This window comes from Desulfofundulus sp. TPOSR (assembly GCF_011393055.1).
Taxonomy (GTDB): Bacteria; Bacillota; Desulfotomaculia; order Desulfotomaculales; family Desulfovirgulaceae; genus Desulfofundulus; species Desulfofundulus kuznetsovii.
In genome coordinates this window covers 194958-213531 of sequence record NZ_JAAOEF010000002.1, presented here as the reverse complement: position 1 = coordinate 213531, position 18574 = coordinate 194958, and the positions used below count along the sequence as shown (strand labels likewise).

General features: G+C 57.6%; 16 protein-coding genes. 1 reads left to right on the top strand and 15 read right to left on the bottom strand.

From position 1 onward, the window contains the following. Nucleotides 1-26: 26 nt before the first annotated feature. Nucleotides 27-1235 (top strand): glycosyltransferase, encoded by a 1209-nt coding sequence (locus G7K71_RS09545; RefSeq protein WP_166345688.1) that lies wholly within the window; start codon nucleotides 27-29, stop codon nucleotides 1233-1235. Here G7K71_RS09545 and G7K71_RS09540 read toward each other — a convergent pair. The 15 genes from G7K71_RS09540 to G7K71_RS09470 form a co-directional block, all read right to left on the bottom strand. Then, nucleotides 1207-1974 carry an ABC transporter permease gene (locus tag G7K71_RS09540; RefSeq protein WP_166345685.1) on the bottom strand — a complete coding sequence of 256 codons (768 nt, stop codon included), beginning with the start codon at nucleotides 1972-1974 and terminating at the stop codon, nucleotides 1207-1209. The genes G7K71_RS09545 and G7K71_RS09540 overlap by 29 nt on opposite strands. A gap of 6 nt (nucleotides 1975-1980) precedes the next feature. Then, the gene (locus tag G7K71_RS09535) at nucleotides 1981-2754 is read right to left on the bottom strand and encodes a phosphate ABC transporter ATP-binding protein (RefSeq protein ID WP_166345682.1); all 774 of its coding nucleotides are present in this window, start codon (nucleotides 2752-2754) and stop codon (nucleotides 1981-1983) included. Nucleotides 2755-2967: 213 nt separating this feature from the next. Continuing rightward, nucleotides 2968-4377 (bottom strand): ammonia-forming cytochrome c nitrite reductase subunit c552, encoded by a 1410-nt coding sequence (locus G7K71_RS09530; RefSeq protein WP_166345679.1) that lies wholly within the window; start codon nucleotides 4375-4377, stop codon nucleotides 2968-2970. Between the two features lie 24 nt (nucleotides 4378-4401). Beyond that, nucleotides 4402-5034: a cytochrome c nitrite reductase small subunit gene (gene nrfH / locus G7K71_RS09525; protein ID WP_166345676.1), complete on the bottom strand. Its 633-nt coding sequence runs from the start codon at nucleotides 5032-5034 to the stop codon at nucleotides 4402-4404. A 106-nt stretch (nucleotides 5035-5140) separates the two neighbouring features. Then, on the bottom strand, nucleotides 5141-5956 hold the full coding sequence (gene ccsB, locus G7K71_RS09520) for a c-type cytochrome biogenesis protein CcsB (RefSeq protein ID WP_166345673.1): 816 nt from the start codon (nucleotides 5954-5956) through the stop codon (nucleotides 5141-5143). Continuing rightward, on the bottom strand, nucleotides 5946-7274 hold the full coding sequence (locus G7K71_RS09515) for a cytochrome c biogenesis protein ResB (RefSeq protein WP_166345670.1): 1329 nt from the start codon (nucleotides 7272-7274) through the stop codon (nucleotides 5946-5948). The genes ccsB and G7K71_RS09515 overlap by 11 nt, the downstream gene beginning before the upstream one ends. A gap of 221 nt (nucleotides 7275-7495) precedes the next feature. Further along, a complete protein-coding gene (locus G7K71_RS09510) occupies nucleotides 7496-8206 on the bottom strand; it encodes a response regulator transcription factor (protein WP_166345667.1) in 711 nt (236 codons plus the stop codon). A 131-nt stretch (nucleotides 8207-8337) separates the two neighbouring features. After that, nucleotides 8338-9981 carry a DUF3365 domain-containing protein gene (locus G7K71_RS09505; RefSeq protein WP_207712829.1) on the bottom strand — a complete coding sequence of 548 codons (1644 nt, stop codon included), beginning with the start codon at nucleotides 9979-9981 and terminating at the stop codon, nucleotides 8338-8340. A 16-nt stretch (nucleotides 9982-9997) separates the two neighbouring features. After that, nucleotides 9998-10564: a CBS domain-containing protein gene (locus G7K71_RS09500; protein ID WP_166345664.1), complete on the bottom strand. Its 567-nt coding sequence runs from the start codon at nucleotides 10562-10564 to the stop codon at nucleotides 9998-10000. 36 nt (nucleotides 10565-10600) lie between these two features. Beyond that, entirely contained in the window at nucleotides 10601-11179 is a 579-nt protein-coding gene (locus G7K71_RS09495) for an HPP family protein (protein ID WP_072866855.1), read from the bottom strand. 298 nt (nucleotides 11180-11477) lie between these two features. After that, nucleotides 11478-13403, bottom strand: coding sequence for a cation-translocating P-type ATPase (locus tag G7K71_RS09490; protein WP_166345661.1), 1926 nt, complete (start codon nucleotides 13401-13403; stop codon nucleotides 11478-11480). A 2-nt stretch (nucleotides 13404-13405) separates the two neighbouring features. Continuing rightward, nucleotides 13406-13621: a heavy-metal-associated domain-containing protein gene (locus tag G7K71_RS09485; protein WP_013823794.1), complete on the bottom strand. Its 216-nt coding sequence runs from the start codon at nucleotides 13619-13621 to the stop codon at nucleotides 13406-13408. Between the two features lie 37 nt (nucleotides 13622-13658). Beyond that, nucleotides 13659-13910: a thioredoxin family protein gene (locus G7K71_RS09480; RefSeq protein WP_013823795.1), complete on the bottom strand. Its 252-nt coding sequence runs from the start codon at nucleotides 13908-13910 to the stop codon at nucleotides 13659-13661. A gap of 142 nt (nucleotides 13911-14052) precedes the next feature. Beyond that, a complete protein-coding gene (locus tag G7K71_RS09475; protein WP_166345658.1) occupies nucleotides 14053-17184 on the bottom strand; it encodes an efflux RND transporter permease subunit in 3132 nt (1043 codons plus the stop codon). Beyond that, the gene (locus G7K71_RS09470) at nucleotides 17181-18404 is read right to left on the bottom strand and encodes an efflux RND transporter periplasmic adaptor subunit (RefSeq protein WP_166345655.1); all 1224 of its coding nucleotides are present in this window, start codon (nucleotides 18402-18404) and stop codon (nucleotides 17181-17183) included. Before G7K71_RS09470 ends, G7K71_RS09475 begins: the two co-directional genes overlap by 4 nt. Nucleotides 18405-18574: the final 170 nt, after the last annotated feature.

Genomic DNA, 18574 nt, shown 5'->3' with positions numbered 1-18574 from the left:
AAAACTGCAGAGGAAGAGGGTTATTCATGGCCGGTATCAGGGATTATCAGGTTGTTGTTGGTGAACAACTCATTGAAGAAATTTACGAGCTGGCCCGGCAGCTTAAGGGGTGCAGGGTCCAGCACATTAATTCCACCCTTACCGGGGGCGGGGTGGCGGAAATTTTAAAGCGCCTCGTGCCCATGATGGAGGAAGCGGGCCTGGAAGTGCGCTGGGACGTCATCAAGGGGGATGAAGAATTTTTCCGGGTGACCAAAACCTTTCACAACGCCTTTCACGGCGTGCCCGTGCAAATAACGCCCGCCATGCTGGACACCTACCGCCGCATATCCCGGGAAAACTACGACCTGGTAGACCCCCGGGCGGGCTTTGTCATTCTCCACGATCAGCAGCCCCTGGGCCTGGCCGAAATCCGTCCCGGCCACCCGGGTCGCTGGCTGTGGTACTGCCACATTGATCCGGTAGACGTGAACCGGGAGGTGTGGGATTTTTTGAGCCCCTGGGCAAGGCGTTGTGACGCCGCCATCTATCATATCCAGGCCTACGCCCGGAATTTAGGTCACCGGCAATACTTCATGCCCCCGGCCATTGACCCCCTGGCCGAAAAAAACCGGGAGGTTTCGGCACAAGAAATTGATGCTGTTATGGAGCGACTGGGGATACCCAATGATCTACCCCTGGTGGTGCAAATTTCCCGGTTTGACCGCCTCAAAGACCCGCTGGGGGTTATCCAGGCCTTTCGCCTGGTGCGGCAGGAAGTGCTATGCCGCCTGGTGCTGGCGGGGGGCGGAGCCACCGACGACCCCGAGGGCATCCAGGTGCTCCAGGAAGTACGCCAGGCAGCCGCCGGTGACCCGGACATCTTTATTCTGGAGCTCCCTCCCGCCAGCGATCTGGAAATTAATGTGCTGCAGCGGGTTGCCGCAGTAGTGGTTCAGAAATCAGTACGAGAGGGTTTCGGGCTGACCGTAACCGAGGCCATGTGGAAATCCCGCCCGGTGGTAGCTTCCCCCGTAGGCGGCATTACGGTGCAGATAATTCACGGAGAGACCGGGCTGGCCGCCGCCACCACCGAAGAAATGGCCCGGGCGGTGGTTAGAATCTTGCGCGACCCCTCCCTGGCAGAAAAACTGGGGCAAAACGCCAGGGAACACGTGAAAAAGAACTTTATCCTGCCCATTTATCTAAAACGGTGGCTGGAAATGCTCACGGCCGAGCAGAGTTACCCGGTATGATCAGCTGCTCGGCCTGGTTGAAATAAGCCCGGTAAAGGGTAAACCCCAGGGCAATGCTGGAAATGGCCGTGGCGCTGCTGAGCATCAGCATAACCATGATCTGGTACTTAACCGCCAGCAGGGGATCGGCCCCGGCCAGGATGGAGCCGGTCATCATCCCCGGCAGGGTAACCAGCCCCACGGTTTTCATGGAATCAATGGTGGGCAACATCCCTCCTTTAATAGCCGCCTGCAGCACACCTTCCACCGCCTGCCGGGGAGATGCCCCCAGGGCCAGGGCGGCTTCCACCTCCCGCCTTCGCTGGCGGATGTCGGCTTGAAAACGGTTGAGCACCAGGCCGGCAGCCACCATGGCATTGCCGACGATCATCCCCGCCACCGGAATGACAAAGCGGGGGCTACCCTCGATGATGTGGAGTGAGAGCATCAGGCCCAGGGTAACCACTTCCCCCAGCCCAATGGCCAGGATCACCCGCCAGAATATCCCCGGGATCTTTTTGCCCTTTCCGGCCGCATTATGGGCGGCCACCAGGGTCATCAGCAACAATACCCCCGCGGTAAAATACCAGCGGTCCTGCCGGAACACAAAGGTCAGCACATAACCGATGGCCAGCAACTGCAAAAAGGTGCGGACCGTCCCCACCAGCAAATCCCGCTCCAGGCGCAGCTGCTGCCACAAAGACAAAAGCATGGCCACCAGCACCAGGGCCAGGGTGGATAAGAGGGCTGCATCGGTCAAGGGATTTCACCTCTTTTCAGGCCGGCAGCACCCGTGCGGGGTGTGCCGGCCCTCCTGGAAGAACTGGCGCACCCAGGGATCGACCTCGCCGCGCATGAAATCTTCTTTCGGACCACAGACCGTAAGACGCCCCTTTTGCATGACGGCCAGCACCTGGGCTACCCGCAGGGCCTGGGCGGCATCGTGGGTTACCCACACCACGGTGAGGGCATTTTCCCGCTGCAGTCGCATAATTAACAGTTCGATTTCTTCCCGGGCTTCGGGGTCCAGGGCGGAAGTGGGTTCGTCCAGCAAAAGGGCCGCCGGCCGGTTGGCCAGTGCCCGGGCCAGGGCAACCCGCTGGGCCTGGCCACCGGAAAGGCTGCTTACCTCCCGCCGCAAGAACGTGCCGTCCAGCCCGACCTGTTCCAGCAACTCCGCCGGCTCTACGCGCGGGGCCGAGCGGGTAACCCGGGGACCGTAAAGGAGATTTTCTTCTACAGTACCGGGAAAAAGGACCGGGGTTTGAAACAACATGCCCACCTGACGCCGCAGTTCCCGCACGGGATACCCTTCCAGGGGTTTGCCCTGCCAGTAAAGCCTGCCCCGGCTGGGTTCATCCAGCCGGTTTAAAAGGCGCAGCAGGGAACTTTTACCCGAACCCGACGGCCCCACCAGGGCCGTGATGGCCCCCCCGGGAAAATGGGCCGTAATGTCCTCGAGTATGGTGACCAATTGCCCATCATAGCCGGTAACCGTCCGCCATACCCGATCAAGAAAAAAGCCTTTGGCTGGGATCACCACTCACCATCACCAAACCCCAAAAATCTTGAAATCTCAAAACTTCTATCCTTCGTACTATACTTTGTGTTCTCCTGCCGGTCAAGTCCGAATTATGCGGGCGCAAACAAAGAAGCTCCCCCGATCTTGCGGGGGAGTTTCCTTATGTTACCTGCTTTTGAATAAAACTTCATAATCAACGAGGGGATAAATTAATATACATGCTTTATTAACCTATTTCGTCCCGTCAAAGGTAAACTCCAGATTCTCTTCCGGCTTATAGGGGACGCCCTTGGTACCCCGTTTGGCGTACCTGGAAAGTTCAAGGTCAAATTTATCCGGTACCTGTACTCCAGCTTTCACCAGAGCTTCCCGGGCTTTCATCAGGGCCTGGTCGGCGTAATACAGGCCGTCACCCAGAACGCGCAGGGCTTCTTCCGGGTTGTGGAAGCCCATGCTGTTTTCTGCGCCAACAAAGGTCACCCGGTAGTAGGCCTTTTCATAAAGCTGCTTGGCCTGGTTCAGAAGCTCCTGGTTCACCCCGGCCGTCTTGTTGGCCAGTTCGATGGCTTTGGCCGCCTGGGCGGCGGCGTTGCCGGCCCGGGTATACATATTGTTCACCCGGTCCTGAATCAGGATCACCTGCTCCCGCAGCCACTGCGGGCTCTGGTTATGGCACTGGGTGCATGCCCTCATGTTGTCCTTCAGCGGGCTCTGCACGTGGTGGGAGGAAATCTTGCTGCTGCCCACCCGCTCGTAGGGCATGTGACAGTCGGCGCAGGCCACCCCGGCCCGCCAGTGGACGCTGCCGTTGGAATATAGCTCAAACTCAGGGTGGCGGATGTGCCCGAGCTTGATCCCGGTGGGGTTGTGCTTCCATTCCAGATTGGCCGGGTCGGACTTGAGCACGCGTTCAATGTCTTCAACGGTGATGTGACCCCACTGGGATTTCTGCCAGGGCAGGAACAGGCCCACGGGTTTCATATTCTGATCCCTGGGAATGACGTAGGTGTTATGGCACTGGGCGCAAACCAGGGTGCGCTTTTCCTGCCTGGTTAAACCCGCCGGATCCTTACCCAGGGCTTTCAGGGCATCGTTCATAAACCAGCGGCTTAACTTCAAATCCATGTTGGCCGGATCATGACAGTCAGCGCAGGACAACCCCAGTTCCGCATGATTCTGCGGGATCATGGCGTGCACCTGGTCATAGGGTTGCTGGAAATAGGCCAGGCCCATTTGCTCCTTTAACCGGGGTGCATAGGGGGACTTGCAGGAAAGGCATACGCCCCCCGGCTTGCGCCGGGACGGGTCAATATCCAGCTGGTCCTTGAGCATGTACACGTGGCCCCGGGGTTCGTTGAATTCAATACCAAAACCCCATCCCTCCAGCAGCACCAGCTGGAAAGGATATTCACTCAATTTGTCCTTCAGCTCCGAACCCTTGTACTTGCTCTCGCCCTGCCCCCCCTCCTTCGTCTTCATGAAGCTATCGTATTCCAGGGGGTAGACCTTTCCCCAAACGGCAGGGTCCAGTTCCCCGGAAGGTATGGAAGCCGTCTTGACCATTTCGGCCCTGGGCGGGGCGCATCCGGCCAGAAAAAGCAGAATGAGTACCGGCAACCAGGCCCACCAGGCTTTTTTCAAGAATATCTCCTCCTTTCACAGTGGTTAATTGATTAATAACCGTGTCCCCTGCCCGTGGGGCACCGAACGGTGACATTCCCAGCAATCCCTGTCTTCAAGATCAATCACGTTCTCCATCAGATTACCATGACAGCGCAGGCAGTTTTCCCGCACTATCCGGCCGCCCCGGTCGCTGAGGTGTATGGGATCCGGCACCTGATTGGTGTAAAAGAGATAAAAATCCCGTGTGCCGTCGATACCCTTGCCCACCAGTTTGGCCGCCAGGTTCTGGTGTGGTACATGGCAGTCGCTGCAGGACGCCCACTGGCGGTGGGACGAATGGAACCAGGTTTCATACTGTGGTTCCATCACGTGACAGCTGATGCAAAATTCCGGGCGGTCGGTGTAAGACACCACGGCCTTTGTCCCGGCGGTCAGGAGCACCACCATCACCAGCAGGCCGGTCAGGAGGGACCAAATACGGCGGCGCAGGCGGTAAACGGCACTTTTCCAGGCCGGAGGGTTCTGCCGGGGGCCGCCGGCTCCGGTATCCCCACCATTTGTCCCCCCAGCGCTGCCTCCCGCCGGCTGCGAGGTATCACCGGCACCGGATGGCGGCATCCCCCGGGTGTCACTGATACCGGAGCTTTTTCCCTCATGCACGGCATCTTCCCACATTGTTCCCACCCCCCTTCCCCCGAAAACCACCCGCCGGACGGCAGCCGGCCGGGAATGTTTCTAAAATATTTGCACAATGGCCCTTCCATGATATCCCGGAGAGTCCTCAGACGTAGCTGTGCTGGCCGGACATTAAAAAGGTAACGCCCACAAAAGTAAACATGACCACGATAAAACCGGCCACCGCCAGGTAGGCCGCCGGCCGGCCTCGCCAGCCCAGCATAAACCGGGCGTGGACGTAGGCGGCGTACACCAGCCAGGTGATCAAAGACCAGGTTTCCTTGGGGTCCCAGCTCCAGTAGGCCCCCCAGGCGTACTGGGCCCAAATGGCCCCGGTGACAATCAACAGTGTTTGAAAGGGCAGGCCGATGACCACTGCCTGGTAAACCAGCCGGTCCAGAACTTCCCGGTCCGGCAGGCGCCGGCGTAAGCCAGCAAACAGGGGGGAATCCCCGCTGGCGATCAGATAAAGCACCGCGCCGGCAAAGGAAAGAGCAAAGGCACTGTAGGCCACAATGGCCGTTAATACATGATAGGTCAGCCAGTTGCTGCGCAGGGCCGGCATCAGGGCGCTGGTCTCCCGGGGCAGCATGGATATCAGGGCAATTACCAGAAAGCCCATGAGGGTCGTAAATACTCCCAGTCCCTTAATCTTTACCTTCAGCTGCAGCAACAAATAACCCAGCATGATCCCCCAGGCAAAGCACAACCCGAACTCGTAAAGATTGGCCAGGGGCAGCCTGCCGGTAGCGGCAATCCTGGCCCCCAGGGCGGCGGTATTGCCCAGCAAACCCAGCCAGGCCACCGCTGCGGCCCAGCGGGCGGCAACCGGTTTGTCCGCCATAAAATCGGCCAGGTAAAGAATAACCGCCCCCAGATAGGCACCAAAGGCAATTTTAAAGGCAAGCGGTTCAAGCCACATCCTGTTCATCCCCTTTCCGCCGGGCCAGGCTGGATTCTATTTCACGGACCATTCCATCAAACTCCTCCCGGGCCAGGGCGCGGGTATGCATGGAAGCCCCGCTGCCCAGAATCAGGCTCAGCGCACCGTCCGCCGTCTCTTCCATACGCAGCCAGTACCGCCTGTGCCGCACAAACAGGGTCAGGAAGAAAAAGAGACTCATCAGGGTTAAACCGGCAAACACCAGGGGGATGCTGGGATCGTGCTTTACCTGCAGCACCGAAAAGGGGTTGGTTCCGGTCAGGCGCAGGATTCCGGCACTTTCGGGCAGGGTAATGCTTTCCCCCGTGGAGAGAGTACCCGCAGCTATTTCCTGGTGCCCCTTGTAAAGGGCATAGTCCACCGTACCGTTTTCATTCCAGGAGCCAAACCATATGCCATAGTTCTCCAGGCCGGGCAGCCGGTAAAACCGGTTTGGGGAAAGGACCGCCGCCTGGGGCGTTCCCTGTGCTCCACCGGCAAGCTCCACCTTTAAAGCCTGGCCGTAGGAATACTGGTATAAATGATAGCCGCGATAATTAAAGGGGTGGTTGACCATGACATCCCCCCTTTGCACTTCCTGGCCATTGGCAATGATGGTCACCCTGCTCACCCAGTTATCAATGGCCCCGCTGGCATCGTAAAGGGTGGTAAAGTCATCCAGCCTGATGGTAAAACGGTCCACACCGGAAGACTGCTGGGAACCCGTGACCACTTCCGCCTGCTCGCCCACGGGAAGGACCACCCGGGTTTCCGACCGGGCCACTCCCCCCCAGGCAAAACCGGCCACCACTACCACCAGGGAGATGTGCAGCCCGAAGCTGAACCAGGGGCCCGCTTTTCCCCGGCTGGCATAGAGCCAGGTGGTGGATCCATCGCGGCATTTGCGTACGGAATAATGGCGCCGGCGAAAAAAATCAACCAGGCGGTCTTCTGCCGGAATCCCGCCGGTTTCCAGGCTGGTCCGGTAAATCAGGGGCATTTGTTCAATGTTGCTCTTTTTGATCTGTTCCGGGGAGGGGAAAGTGGTTATTTTTAACATATATAACCGGTTAATTGAACAGGCAATGAGATTCAGGCATAAAAGAGCGAAAAGGAGGCGGAACAGGAAGGAACGGTATATGTTATCCAGGCCCAGCACCTGCACCAGCCAGGCCGTCTCCCCGTATCCCTGACCGGTGCCGGGGGCGAACAGGGAAGCAAAGGCCAGGGCTGCGGAAAGGATACAAAGCAGAATCAAGCCGAAACGCATGGAAGTAAACAAGCGCCAGGTACGATTGAAAAAGTTTCGCTCTGCCACGGACATTCATCCTTTTATGAATAGTGGTTTTGGTTTTGCGGAAAGCGCATTTCCCCAAAATCTTTTTATGTAATCCGGTAAAGGACAAGTGCTTGTGACTACTTTTACATTAAATTAACATAAACTTGTTAATACATAAGAAACGTTTTATTAACAAATTCTTAAAGAAAACTTAAAAGCTGTTAATAACCAGGGGTGTTTATCCAGTGTGAAATTAAGGGTTATTCGGCGACAAATTTGTAACCCACGCCCCAGATGGTTTTCAGATAGCGGGGCTTGCGGGGATCGGCCTCGATTTTTTCCCGCAGCCGGCGCATGAATACGGTGACCGTACTCAAATCGCTTAACACGTCATCGCCCCAAACGTGTGCAAAGATTTGCTCCCTGGTAAATACCCGTCCGGGGTGGCGGGCCAGAAACCACAGGAGGTCAAATTCCTTTGGCGTGAGCTCCACCTCCCTCCCCTCCACCCACACCCGGCGCTGAAAGGCATCTATTTGCAGGCCTGCCGCTTCCACCCGGTCCGAACGGTCCGTCCGGCCCTGCCGGCTGCGGCGCAGCAGCGCCTTGACCCGCAAAGCCAGCTCCACCGGGCTGAAAGGTTTGGTTAAATAGTCATCGGCACCGCAATTAAACCCCACACTTTTATCCACAATGTCCCCTTTGGCGGAAAGGATGAGGATGGGCACGTCGCTCACCTCCCGCCAGCGCCGGCAGAGCTCAAACCCGTCAATCTCCGGCAGCATGACGTCCAGAATGACCAGATCCGGCCGCCGGCGGGCAAAGAGCTCCCGGGCCGCCAGTCCGTCGGCGGCATAGTCCACCGTAAAACCCTCCCGTTCCAGGGTCTGCTCCACCACCCGCTTGATACTGATCTCGTCATCTACCAGCAGAATCCGGGCCAAAATTCTCCCCCCTGCATTAAGGTACATGCCTTAAGTGCAATGCCAATCAAAAAACCACCATACTGCATAATCATGTCAGGGTACAAGCGTTCTAACGAGCTCCCTCAGGCATAGCCCTTGCATCATGCAACTGAGAGGGCAACCGGCTCCCACGGCGCTTAAGCTACGGGCAGGTGAATCACAAAGGTACTGCCTTCCCCCGGTTTACTGGTTACACTGATATATCCCCCGTGCAGTTCCACCAGTTCCCTGGCCAGAGACAATCCCAGGCCGGACCCCCCGTATTTATGCGCCCGGGAATTGCCGGCCTGGTAGAATCGTTCAAAGACCAGGTCCAGCTCTTCCGGTTCGATGCCCATACCATTGTCGGCCACCCGGATGAACACCTCTTTCCGCCCGGGGTCGAATCCGGCCCGCATCTCCACCCGCCCGCCGGGAGGGGTGAACTTCACCGCATTGTGGGCCAGGTTTAAAATGGCCCGGCGAATCTTTTCCCCGTCCACCTCCATCAGGGGCACATCCGGCTCCACCTCCCAGTACCAGCCGAGACCATTGGCTTCAATCAAGGGGCTCAAGGTTTTATCAATGGATTCGAAAATATCAGCCAGGTCCACCAGTTCCCGGTGCAGCTGGAAACGGCCGGCCTCAATTCTGGCCAGATCCAGCAGGTCCTCAATCAAAGCCAGCAGACGCCGGGCGCTGGCTTTGATTTCCTGTAAATTCTGCCTTTGTAACCTGTTTTCCTCCCTTGTTTCCTGTAGCAGCAATTCGCTGAAGGCAATGATAGAAGTAAGGGGGGTGCGCATCTCATGGCTCATCCCGGCCAAAAAGCGAGACTTCATCTCACTGGCCCGGGCCAGCTCCCGGTTGGCATTCTCCAATTCCTGCCGCTGCCGCTCCAGGAGTTCATTGGCCGCCTGCAGCTGGGCCGTACGCTCCTGCACCTTTTGCTCCAGGCCGGTATACAGGTCGTGTAACTGCCGGGCCATCCGGCGGAACTGGGCCGCCAGCTGGCCGATCTCCGCACTACTATCCAACCTGGGAAAAGACAGATCCAGTTCCCCTTCCCCCAGGCGTACGGCGGCCAGGCGCAACTGGTTCAGCGGCCCGGTGACCAAACGCTGTATTAAAAAGTAAACCACGCCAAGGATGACCAGCAAAAGAATAAAAAAGAAGCCCAGGTGGCGCAGCAGGTTGTGCCACAGGGCGGCAAGCAAATTGTTCACCGGCACTATCAGGCTGATGGCCCCTCCCAGATCGCCCACCCGGTAACCTTCCCTGGGGTAACCGGAAATATCCGGCCGTCCCGCCGGTTCCCCGTGGCACTGCAGGCAGTATTCCTCCACCCGCAAAGGTACCATATACCGGAAAACCTTTTCTCCGTTCAGCTCATCAAAACCGTAAAACTCGGTCAAAGAGGGGTTTTGGGCCAGGGCTTCCAGTCCTCTTATTTCAAAGGCATCGGGGGCATTCCCGGGATTGCGGGGATTGAGGCGGGTCTGTTTAATGTGGTAACCGGTGGATTGGTTGAATATCTCCCCCACACCCCGCCCCACCGCCGCCGGGTTGAGGCCTTTAAATTCAAAATGGCCCCGGGAATCGTAATTGATCCGGTCCTGATTACGGGCGATAAACTCCCGGGTGGCCAGAAGCTGGCCGGTAATCACCCGGGACTTTTCCTTTAACTCCTGCAGGATCTGATTTTTCTGCTCGTAATAATCCAGCCCAAGGTTTATGCCGGTAATCAAAAGCAGGATTGCGGTGATCCGGATCATAAACTTCCGGCTCAAACTACCCCGCATAATCATCCCACCCGCATCATTTCAGGAAATGCAGGATGTCCTTGCGGGCAACGATGCCCACCACCCTGTTGTCCCCATCCACCACGGGAATTCTCCCGTAACCATGTTTTATAATCAATTGAATGGCTTTTTGAATGGGATCACCGGGATGAACGGTGGTCACCTTTTTAACCATAATTTCCCCAATGGTATGACCGGATTTTGGTAATTTCTTGCGCATAAGCAGGTCCAGAAGGGAGCCGCCGGCGGGAACTGCGGAAAACTGAAAGATAAGATCCGATTCCGTAACAATCCCCACCAGTTTATTCTCCCGGTCAACAACAGGGAGACAATGAATATTCTTTTCCAGTAAAATACGAGCCGCCTCTTCAATGGTGGTATCGGGCGTACAGGTAATCACCGGTACAGTCATTATTTCCCCGATCCACTGTTTGCCTTCAAAGGTACTTTGACGTTTTTCCGCCTGGTCCAGGGTCAAATCGACGATAGTCAGCAAATCCTCCGGAGTTATATCCATCACCTTCCCCGTTTGCTGCAGGGCGGCTTCCACATCCTCCAGTAGGACAACCGGCCTGTTACTCATTCTTTCAACCACCTCCATTTTGTTCCTGTTCGCAGCCTAAAGCCAGTATTTCGGGTATTTTCTTTCCGGCAGCAGGTTGTTGGTGATCAACCCCACCAGTACCAGTATGGCGGCGCCCAGGGCCACGGGCGTGAGTATGTACATGGGGGAAGCCTTGGTCAGCACTGCTCCCAGAGCGGTGGCGCCGCCCGGCGGGTGGGCGGTTCTGGTAATGAGCATCAGCAGTACCGCCAGGGAGGCGGCCAGCGCCGCGGACCACCAGGTCAGGCCGCAGAGGGCGTAAACCGTTACGCCGCATATGGCCGAAATAATATGCCCGCCAATGACATTCCGGGGCTGGGCCAGGGGAGCATCGGGCAAACCATAAATCAACAGGGCCGACGCGCCAAAGGAGGGCACAATCATGGGCATGTTGTAAACCAGGGTCAGGAAAGCCACCACTCCTATACCGGAAAAGGCACCAAACCAGGAAACGAGAAGCTCCTTCCACGAAGGGGCGGATAAGGGAGTCGTACGCCTGCTGCCGAGCATTTTGCGCAAATAAATGGCTATGTACGGCTGCTCAACTTCCTGCTTCTCAATGCCGGGAGGGGAGTACTGGCTTATGCTCACCATAATCAACTCCTCAAGCTAAATGCTCGTACCCAGTTTACCACACCGCTCCCGCCGAAACAATGATCCGGATCACAAGCGGTCAGGAACTGCACCATAGCAGCCACAGGCAAAAAAAAAGAGCGAAGAAACTCGCCCCGGTTTTTTCAAACTACTCCTTTAAAAGATATCCCGTGCACCACGGCCATCTGCTCTCCATCATCTTACCCATCAGTTCGCGGCTTTTAAAAGAACCGCCCGGTCGTGGGTAACACGGTTGACGGACAGCTCCACAAAATAAATACGACTTCTACATGAACTCTCATCCATTCCGGTAACTCATGAGCCGCATGGCGTTCAGGATGACCAGGAGTACGCTGGCTTCGTGGATAAGCATGCCGGAAGCCAGCACCACCTTTTGGCCCATAACACCCAGCAGCAAAACTGCCACCACCAGAATGGCAAAGGTGACATTTTGCTGGATATTTTTCAAGGTCTGACGGCTGAGGCCGATGGCGTAGGGGAGTTTATCCAGGCGGTCGGACATGAGGACGATGTCCGCCGTTTCCATGGCCACGTCGGTCCCTGCCGCCCCCATGGCAATACCCACATCGGCAGCCGCCAGGGCCGGGGCATCATTGATCCCGTCCCCCACCATGGCCACCACCAGCCCCTCCTGCTTCAAACGGCGGATGGCCTCCACTTTCCCTTCCGGCAAAACCTCCGCCTGGTATTCGTCCATCCCCAGTTCGCAGGCCACGGCCCGGGCCACCCGCCGGTTGTCACCGGTGAGCATGACCACCCTGCGTACTCCGGCAGCCTTTAACCGGGCCACCAGATCTTTCGCTTCGTCCCGGATCTCGTCGGCAATGCTCACTGCTCCCCATATTTCCTCCCCTATGGCCACCAGGACGGCTGTCCGTCCGGCAGACTCTTCGCCTGCCAGGTAATTTTCCACATCCACCGGAACGGGGATGCTGGCTTCCTGCATCAACCGGCGGTTACCCACCCGGATAATCTCCCCGTCCACCGTACCGGTTACCCCGCAACCGGGGTGAACCTGAAAATTTTCCGCCGGGGGGATTTCACCCAGGGACTCCGCCCTTTCCACCAGGGGTTTGGCCAGGGGATGTCCGGACAGTTTTTCCACGGCAGCAGCTTTAAGCAGCATTTCCTTTTCCGACCCGCGCCACACCCGCACTTTTTTTACCAGCGGCCGGCCCCGGGTGAGGGTGCCGGTTTTATCCAGAACCACCGCCCGGATCCGTCCGGCCTTTTCCAGGTGCTCCCCGCCCTTGATCAGAACCCCGTGGCGGGCGGCATTTCCCGTAGCGGCCACAATGGAAACGGGGGTGGCAATCACCAGCGCCCCGGGACAGGCAATCACCAGCAGAGTCAGGGCCAGCAGGGCATCCCGGGTTACCAGATAGGTCAGGACGGAAACCGCCATAATCCCGGGAGTATAGTAACGGGCGAAGTTTTCCAGCCAGCGCTGGATCCTGGCCTTTTCCTCCTGGGCCTCTTCCACCAGTTGCATGATCCGGGCAAAGGTGGTTTCCTCACCGGTTCGTTCCGCTTCCACCTCCAGGTAGCCGCTTTCATTCATGGTGCCGCTGAATACATAATCCCCCGGCTCCTTCTGCACCGGGAGGGACTCCCCGGTGATGGCCGCCTGATTGACCGCCGCCCGTCCCCTGACCACCCTGCCATCCACCGGAATTTTATCCCCGGCACGGATGAGGACCAGTTCGCCTGGTTCCACCTCTTCCGCCGGCACCTCCACTTCGGTTCCCTCCCGGCGCACCCGGGCCACCCGGGGCGCCAGCTCCATCAGTTTCCTCAAAGCGGCACGGGTTTTGTCCATGGTCCGGGCTTCCAGATAATTTCCCAGGGAAAACAGAAAAGTGACCACGGCCGCCTCCCAGTATTCGCCGATAATGGTGGCGCCCAGGGCAGCCAGGGTAACCAGGGCATTGATGCCCACCACCCGGAAGCGCAAAGCCTGCCAGGCTGACGCAGCAACCCGGTAGCCGGCCAGGAGAGTGGCCAGCACCATCAACCCGTTGGCCGCCGCCGGCCAGCCCAGGCGGCCGGCCAGGTAACCCAGCAGGATGAGCAGTCCAGAACCCAGGGTGATCATAAGCTTGTCATAAGCCACCCACAGCTCCCTCAAGCGTTCCAGGCGGAACAAGCCACCAACCGGGGCAACGGGAACGGCACTTTCTCTTTGTGACGGGAAGCTGAACATAACTAACCCCTCCCGGTAATCCGGTACCCGGTTTTCGCAATGACCTGTTCGATTTCCCCGGGAGTTATAACCGCCGGATCATATTCCACCTTTACCTTTCCCGTGGCAAAGGTCACCACGGCTTTTTTAACTCCCTTCTGCCTTTCCAGGATCATCCCGGTGTTCCGGGCGCATTCGGGACAGGCCAGCCCTTCCAGGCGGAAAACTATGGTTTGCATAATTGCTCCAACCCCCTGTAATGTTTCATGTTCAGGCTCAAGACCGCCCAGATGCTTCTTTCACCCAGTTCATGAGCTCGTGGCGGGCCGGCACCCGTCCGCTGGCCTTCAACTCCCCGTCTATCATCAAACCGGGTAGCCGGTAAACCTCGTACTGCAGCCGCTCCCCGGGATCGGTGACCTTATTGACCGCTGCGGCCACCCCCATCTCGGCCAGGACATCGAAGACCGTTTGTTCCAGCTGACGGCATACCGGACATCCATCCGCACCAAAAAGTTTGATCTCCATAATTTACCTGCTCCTTTCGTAGTTTTCCCTTACCCTAGCACATTTCTGCCGCCAAAACATTGAGCCAGATCATAGTTCCGGAATGATTTTTTTCGTGACAAGTAATGTGGCCAGCCCGGACGGTTCCTGCTTGTTCACGGGCTTAATTCACACCGGTTTCCATATTTTTAACCCCTGCCGGTTTAAATTGAGCTCTGTCCACCAGATCATCAAACAGCGAATACACCACCGGTATGACCACCATGGTCAGCAAAGTGGCCACCAGCATTCCCCCGATAACGGTTATGGCCAGGGGGGAAAACCTTTCCGAACCCAGCGCCCATTCCAGGGCCAGAGGAAGCATCCCCACCACGCAGGACAGGGCGGTCATCATGATGGGCCGGAAGCGCACCCGCACCGCCTCCACGATGGCTTCATCCCTGGCCGTGCCCGCCTCCCGGGCGCGGATGATGAACTCCACCAGCACAATGCTGTTGCGCACCACCGTACCCACAAGCAGAATCAGTCCCAGTATGGCCGGCAAAGAAACGCTCTTGCCGCTCAGCAGCAGGGCCAGGGCTACCCCGAAGAGCACTAAAGGAATGCTCATCATAATGGTTACCGGGTGAATGAAGGACCTGAACTGGGCCACCAGCAGCAAATACACCGTCACCACGGCCAGAAGCAGGGCACGCTTTAAATCCCCGGCGGACTCCTGCAGGTCCGCCTTTTCACCGGTCACTTCCAGCGTGTAGCCCTCGGGAAGTTTCACCTCCCGGAGTGCCTTTTCCACATCGGCAATCACGTGGCTGAAGGGCCGCCCCTCAGTATAACCCAGAATATCAATGGAGGGCAGGAGATTTTCCCGGGTAACCACGCTGGCCGCCGGGTTGATCTCCACATGTACCAGCTCCCGCAGCGGCACCTGCACGCCCAGGGGAGAGGTGACGGTGACGGACAGCATGCTTTCCAGGGAACCCCGGTCCTCGGGCCGGTAGCGTACCACGATATCGGTATCCTTGCGGCTTTCCACCTGCAGGGAGGACGCCCTCATTCCCTCCAGAGCGGCATAAACCTGCCGGGCTATTTTTTCCGGGGTCAGGCCCAGGGCCGCCGCCCGGGTTTCGTCCACCACCATGTTTACCTCCGGCGTGTTTAGCGACCAGCTCCGGTAGAGGTTGACCGCACCGGGTACGGTTTTTAACTGCGCAAGCACCTCACCGGCCAGGTAATCCAGCACCCGCACATCATCCCCGGTGATGCGTACGTCTATGGGCGCGGCGGTGCTGCTTTTAGCCGTACCGCCGACTTCCTTCACCACAAAGGTTTCAATGTCGGGAATGCGGGCCATTTCCCGGCGCAGCCGTTCTTCGATTTGCCAGATGGTTTCCTTCCTTTCCTTCCGAGAGGTAAGGGTTACGGTGATTTCCGCCTGGGTTACCCCCAGGGCGCCGGTACCGCCCATGTAATGCGACCCCGGTTCATAACCGATGCGGGTGCTGTAGGCAATTACCGCCGGCTCCCTGTCCAGCAATTCCTCTACCCGCGCCACCACCCCGATCGTCTTCTCCAGGGAACTGGCGGGGGAGGTTTGCAAACTGATCAAAAGCGACCCGGCGTCCATCTTGGGCAGCACTTCCATACCGATCAGGCCCAGGAGTTTGATACTCAGCAAAATTAGCCCCAGGGACAGGAGCAGGGTCATCTTTCGCCTTTTCAAGGCCCTGACGACCAGCAGGGCGTAAGAGTCTTTCAGGCGGTTCATGGCTTTCGTAAAAGGAGCAATTGCCGCGTTTAACGCCCTTTCAGCCGCCGCCCAGCGCCTGCCGCCCAGCATAACTGTGAGCAGGGGGATAATGGTCAGGGAAACCAGTAAAGAACAGCTGATGGCGTAAATGAGCGTTTTGGCCAGGGGGCTGAACATTTGACCCACGAACCCGCCTACAAACAAAAGGGGAATCAGCACCGCCACAATGGTGGCCGTACCGGCCACCGCGGGCAGCATGATCTCGCTTGTACCGTCAATGGCCGCGGTGCGGATGTCCTTCCCGAGCTCATGGTGATGGCGCATGATATTTTCCACCACAATAATGGAGTCATCCACCACAATGCCTACGCTCAAAATGAGGGCGGAAAGGGTGATAATGTTCAGCGACAGGCCGGAGGCCTTCATAAGGACAATGGCTCCCAGCAGGGACAGGGGCATGGAAAAGGCAACGATGATTGATTCATTCAAGCTGATGAGGAATAGCAAAATAATGGCCGTGGTGAAGATGAGGGCATCCCTGACGCTGGCGGTCATGTTCTCCACCACCTGCAGGGTGAAAATGGAATCATCATCAGCTACGGCAAACTTTATTTCGGGAAATTGCCTTTCCAGTTCAGCCAGCTTTTCTTTTACCCTCTCAACCACTTCAACCGTGTTGGCCTCACGCTTTTTGATGATCTGAACGGCCAGGGAATTCTTGCCGTTAAAGTTATAGCTGCTGCGTTGTTCCTGGCTGGAATCTTCAATCCGGGCCACGTCTTTCAAGTATATGTTGTGGCCGCCGCGGTTTTCGAGGAGGATGTTGGCCAGCTCCCCGGGATGCAGGCGCTCCTGCGTGATCCTGATTAAGTATTCCTGCTCCCGCTGGGTAACCCGCCCGGCGGGCAGGCTGATATTTCCCCCTCCGATGGCCGCAGCCACCCGGTCGAGGGAAATATTAAGAGCCTCCAAACGGTGCCGGTCCACGTAAACATTAACCTGCCGCCGGTGGCCGCCCAGCACGTCCACGGCCCCCACCCCGTCCACCAGCTGCACTGCGTTTTTAATTTCGTTATCAGCCAGCGTACGCAAGGCGACCAGATCCAGGCTATCGCTGCTTAAGGCCAGGGTGAGCACCGGCTTATCCTGGGAGCTGAACTTGAGCACCTGCGGTTCCTGAATGCCTGCGGGCAGGCTTCCCTTTATCCGGCTGATGGCATTTTGCACGTCCACCGCCGCCTGGTCCAGGTCTTTTTCGTAGTTGAACTCCACCCTGACCACGGAAAGTCCATCCTGGGAAGACGAGGAGATCTTCTTAACTCCCTCGATAGTAGCCAGTTCTTCCTCCAGCGGTTTGCTCACTTCCCTGGCCACATCCGAGGCGGCAACCCCGGGGTATACCGTGATCACGTTCACCATGGGAGGAGACGTATCGGGAAACAGCTCCAGTTTAATTACGTTTTTGGCGTAGAGGCCGAAAAACACTATGGCCAGGACCAGGGCAAACACCGTATATTTGTGCTTGATGGCAAAGGCGGGCCAGTTCATGACTTTCTCCTTTCCTGGTACACAAGTACTTCTTTCCCGTCATAAAGCCTGGTCAAGTCGGACACCACCACCGGCTCGCCGGGCTTAAGGTCTCCTTTTACTTCATAGTGCGTTTCGTTCTTTAACCCCGGAGTTACCGGCACCTGTACCGCCCTGCCGTTTCTGACGGCGAACACCCAGGCCCTGCCCTGTTCCGTTTTCACCGCCCGGCGGGGGACCAGCAGGGCCCGCTCGCTTTGGCCGACTACAAAGGAAACCTCCACGCTCATCCCCGGCCTGACTCCGGGAGAAGAAACCGGCACCTCCACGATGGTGCTGCGGGTGAGGGGGTCTTCTGCCGGGTAAATCCGGGAAACCTGCGAGGCGGTTTCCCGCCCCCCGGGATAGCGCAGCGTTGCTTTTTGCCCTACTTTTAAAAAGGGTAGGTCTGCTTCTGCTACTTTTATCCGCGCAACCATTTTTCCAGTATCGTCCAGGGTAAGAATTGGTTTACCCGGCACGGCCAGATCACCGGGATAGTTATGTACGGCTGTAACCACACCGTTAAAAGGCGCCTTGATGGTTGCATCCTGATAGGCTGACCTGGCCAGTGCCAGCCCGGCTTCGGCCTGGGCCAGCTGGGCCCTGGCCGCCCTGACCTGGGCGGGAGCGGTGCGTTCCGCCGATTCCTTCGCCTGCTGGTAGGGGAGTTCGTACTGGTTTTCAAAAACGGACGGGGCTATAGCTCCGGCGGCCAGCAACTCCTGCCCGCGTTTGTAATTGGCCGCGGCCTTTTCCAGGTTGGTCCGGCTGACGGAAAGGGCGCCCTCGGCCTGTTCCAGAACCGCTCTGGCCTGGTCCACCGCCGCTGCCGCCTGGTTTAAGCGCTCTTTTAATTCTTCATCGTTTAAAACTACCAGAACCTGGCCCCTGGTCACCCGGTCTCCTTCTTTAACCGTAAGCGTTCGAATTTCCGCCATTACTTTGGAAGCCAGGGACGCCCGGTGGGCGGATTCAATGGTCCCCGTATAGCTCAGGCTCTCCGTGATGGTACCGGCGGTAACCGGCACCGTCTCCACCGGCACGCCCGCCGCCTGTGCCGGTGGCGGCAGCTGGCGCAGGGCCATAATCTTTGTGCCTACCACCAGGCCAAGGGCTGCCAGGATAACAACCAGCAGAACCGCTTTGACCTGTCTTTTAACGGTGGAAAAGATCTTTAGAAAGTTCAGCGGAAGATTCACGGCTTAAGCCCCCTTAACATCAAGAGTATCCAGTGTCAACTTGCCAGTAAAAGTCCTTCCTCAGCGAAAGCCTTTAAGACTGCTGGAAACCCTGTTGACCGGTGCCAGAAAAGCAACCCTTTTATGGCTACCGGCATTATTGAACCGGCGACAGGCCGGCCGGAAAGCAT

Bases quoted from the DNA above. Each gene is read 5' to 3' on its own strand.
- G7K71_RS09495 (WP_072866855.1), bottom strand. From the start codon at position 11,179: ATGGTGAGCATAAGCCAGTACTCCCCTCCCGGCATTGAGAAGCAGGAA.
- G7K71_RS09505 (WP_207712829.1), bottom strand. From the start codon at position 9,981: ATGCGGGGTAGTTTGAGCCGGAAGTTTATGATCCGGATCACCGCAATC.
- G7K71_RS09475 (WP_166345658.1), bottom strand. From the start codon at position 17,184: ATGAACTGGCCCGCCTTTGCCATCAAGCACAAATATACGGTGTTTGCC.
- G7K71_RS09480 (WP_013823795.1), bottom strand. From the start codon at position 13,910: ATGGAGATCAAACTTTTTGGTGCGGATGGATGTCCGGTATGCCGTCAG.
- G7K71_RS09510 (WP_166345667.1), bottom strand. From the start codon at position 8,206: ATGTACCTTAATGCAGGGGGGAGAATTTTGGCCCGGATTCTGCTGGTA.
- nrfH (WP_166345676.1), bottom strand. From the start codon at position 5,034: ATGTGGGAAGATGCCGTGCATGAGGGAAAAAGCTCCGGTATCAGTGAC.
- G7K71_RS09545 (WP_166345688.1), top strand. From the start codon at position 27: ATGGCCGGTATCAGGGATTATCAGGTTGTTGTTGGTGAACAACTCATT.
- ccsB (WP_166345673.1), bottom strand. From the start codon at position 5,956: ATGTGGCTTGAACCGCTTGCCTTTAAAATTGCCTTTGGTGCCTATCTG.
- G7K71_RS09500 (WP_166345664.1), bottom strand. From the start codon at position 10,564: ATGAGTAACAGGCCGGTTGTCCTACTGGAGGATGTGGAAGCCGCCCTG.
- G7K71_RS09485 (WP_013823794.1), bottom strand. From the start codon at position 13,621: ATGCAAACCATAGTTTTCCGCCTGGAAGGGCTGGCCTGTCCCGAATGC.
- G7K71_RS09490 (WP_166345661.1), bottom strand. From the start codon at position 13,403: ATGTTCAGCTTCCCGTCACAAAGAGAAAGTGCCGTTCCCGTTGCCCCG.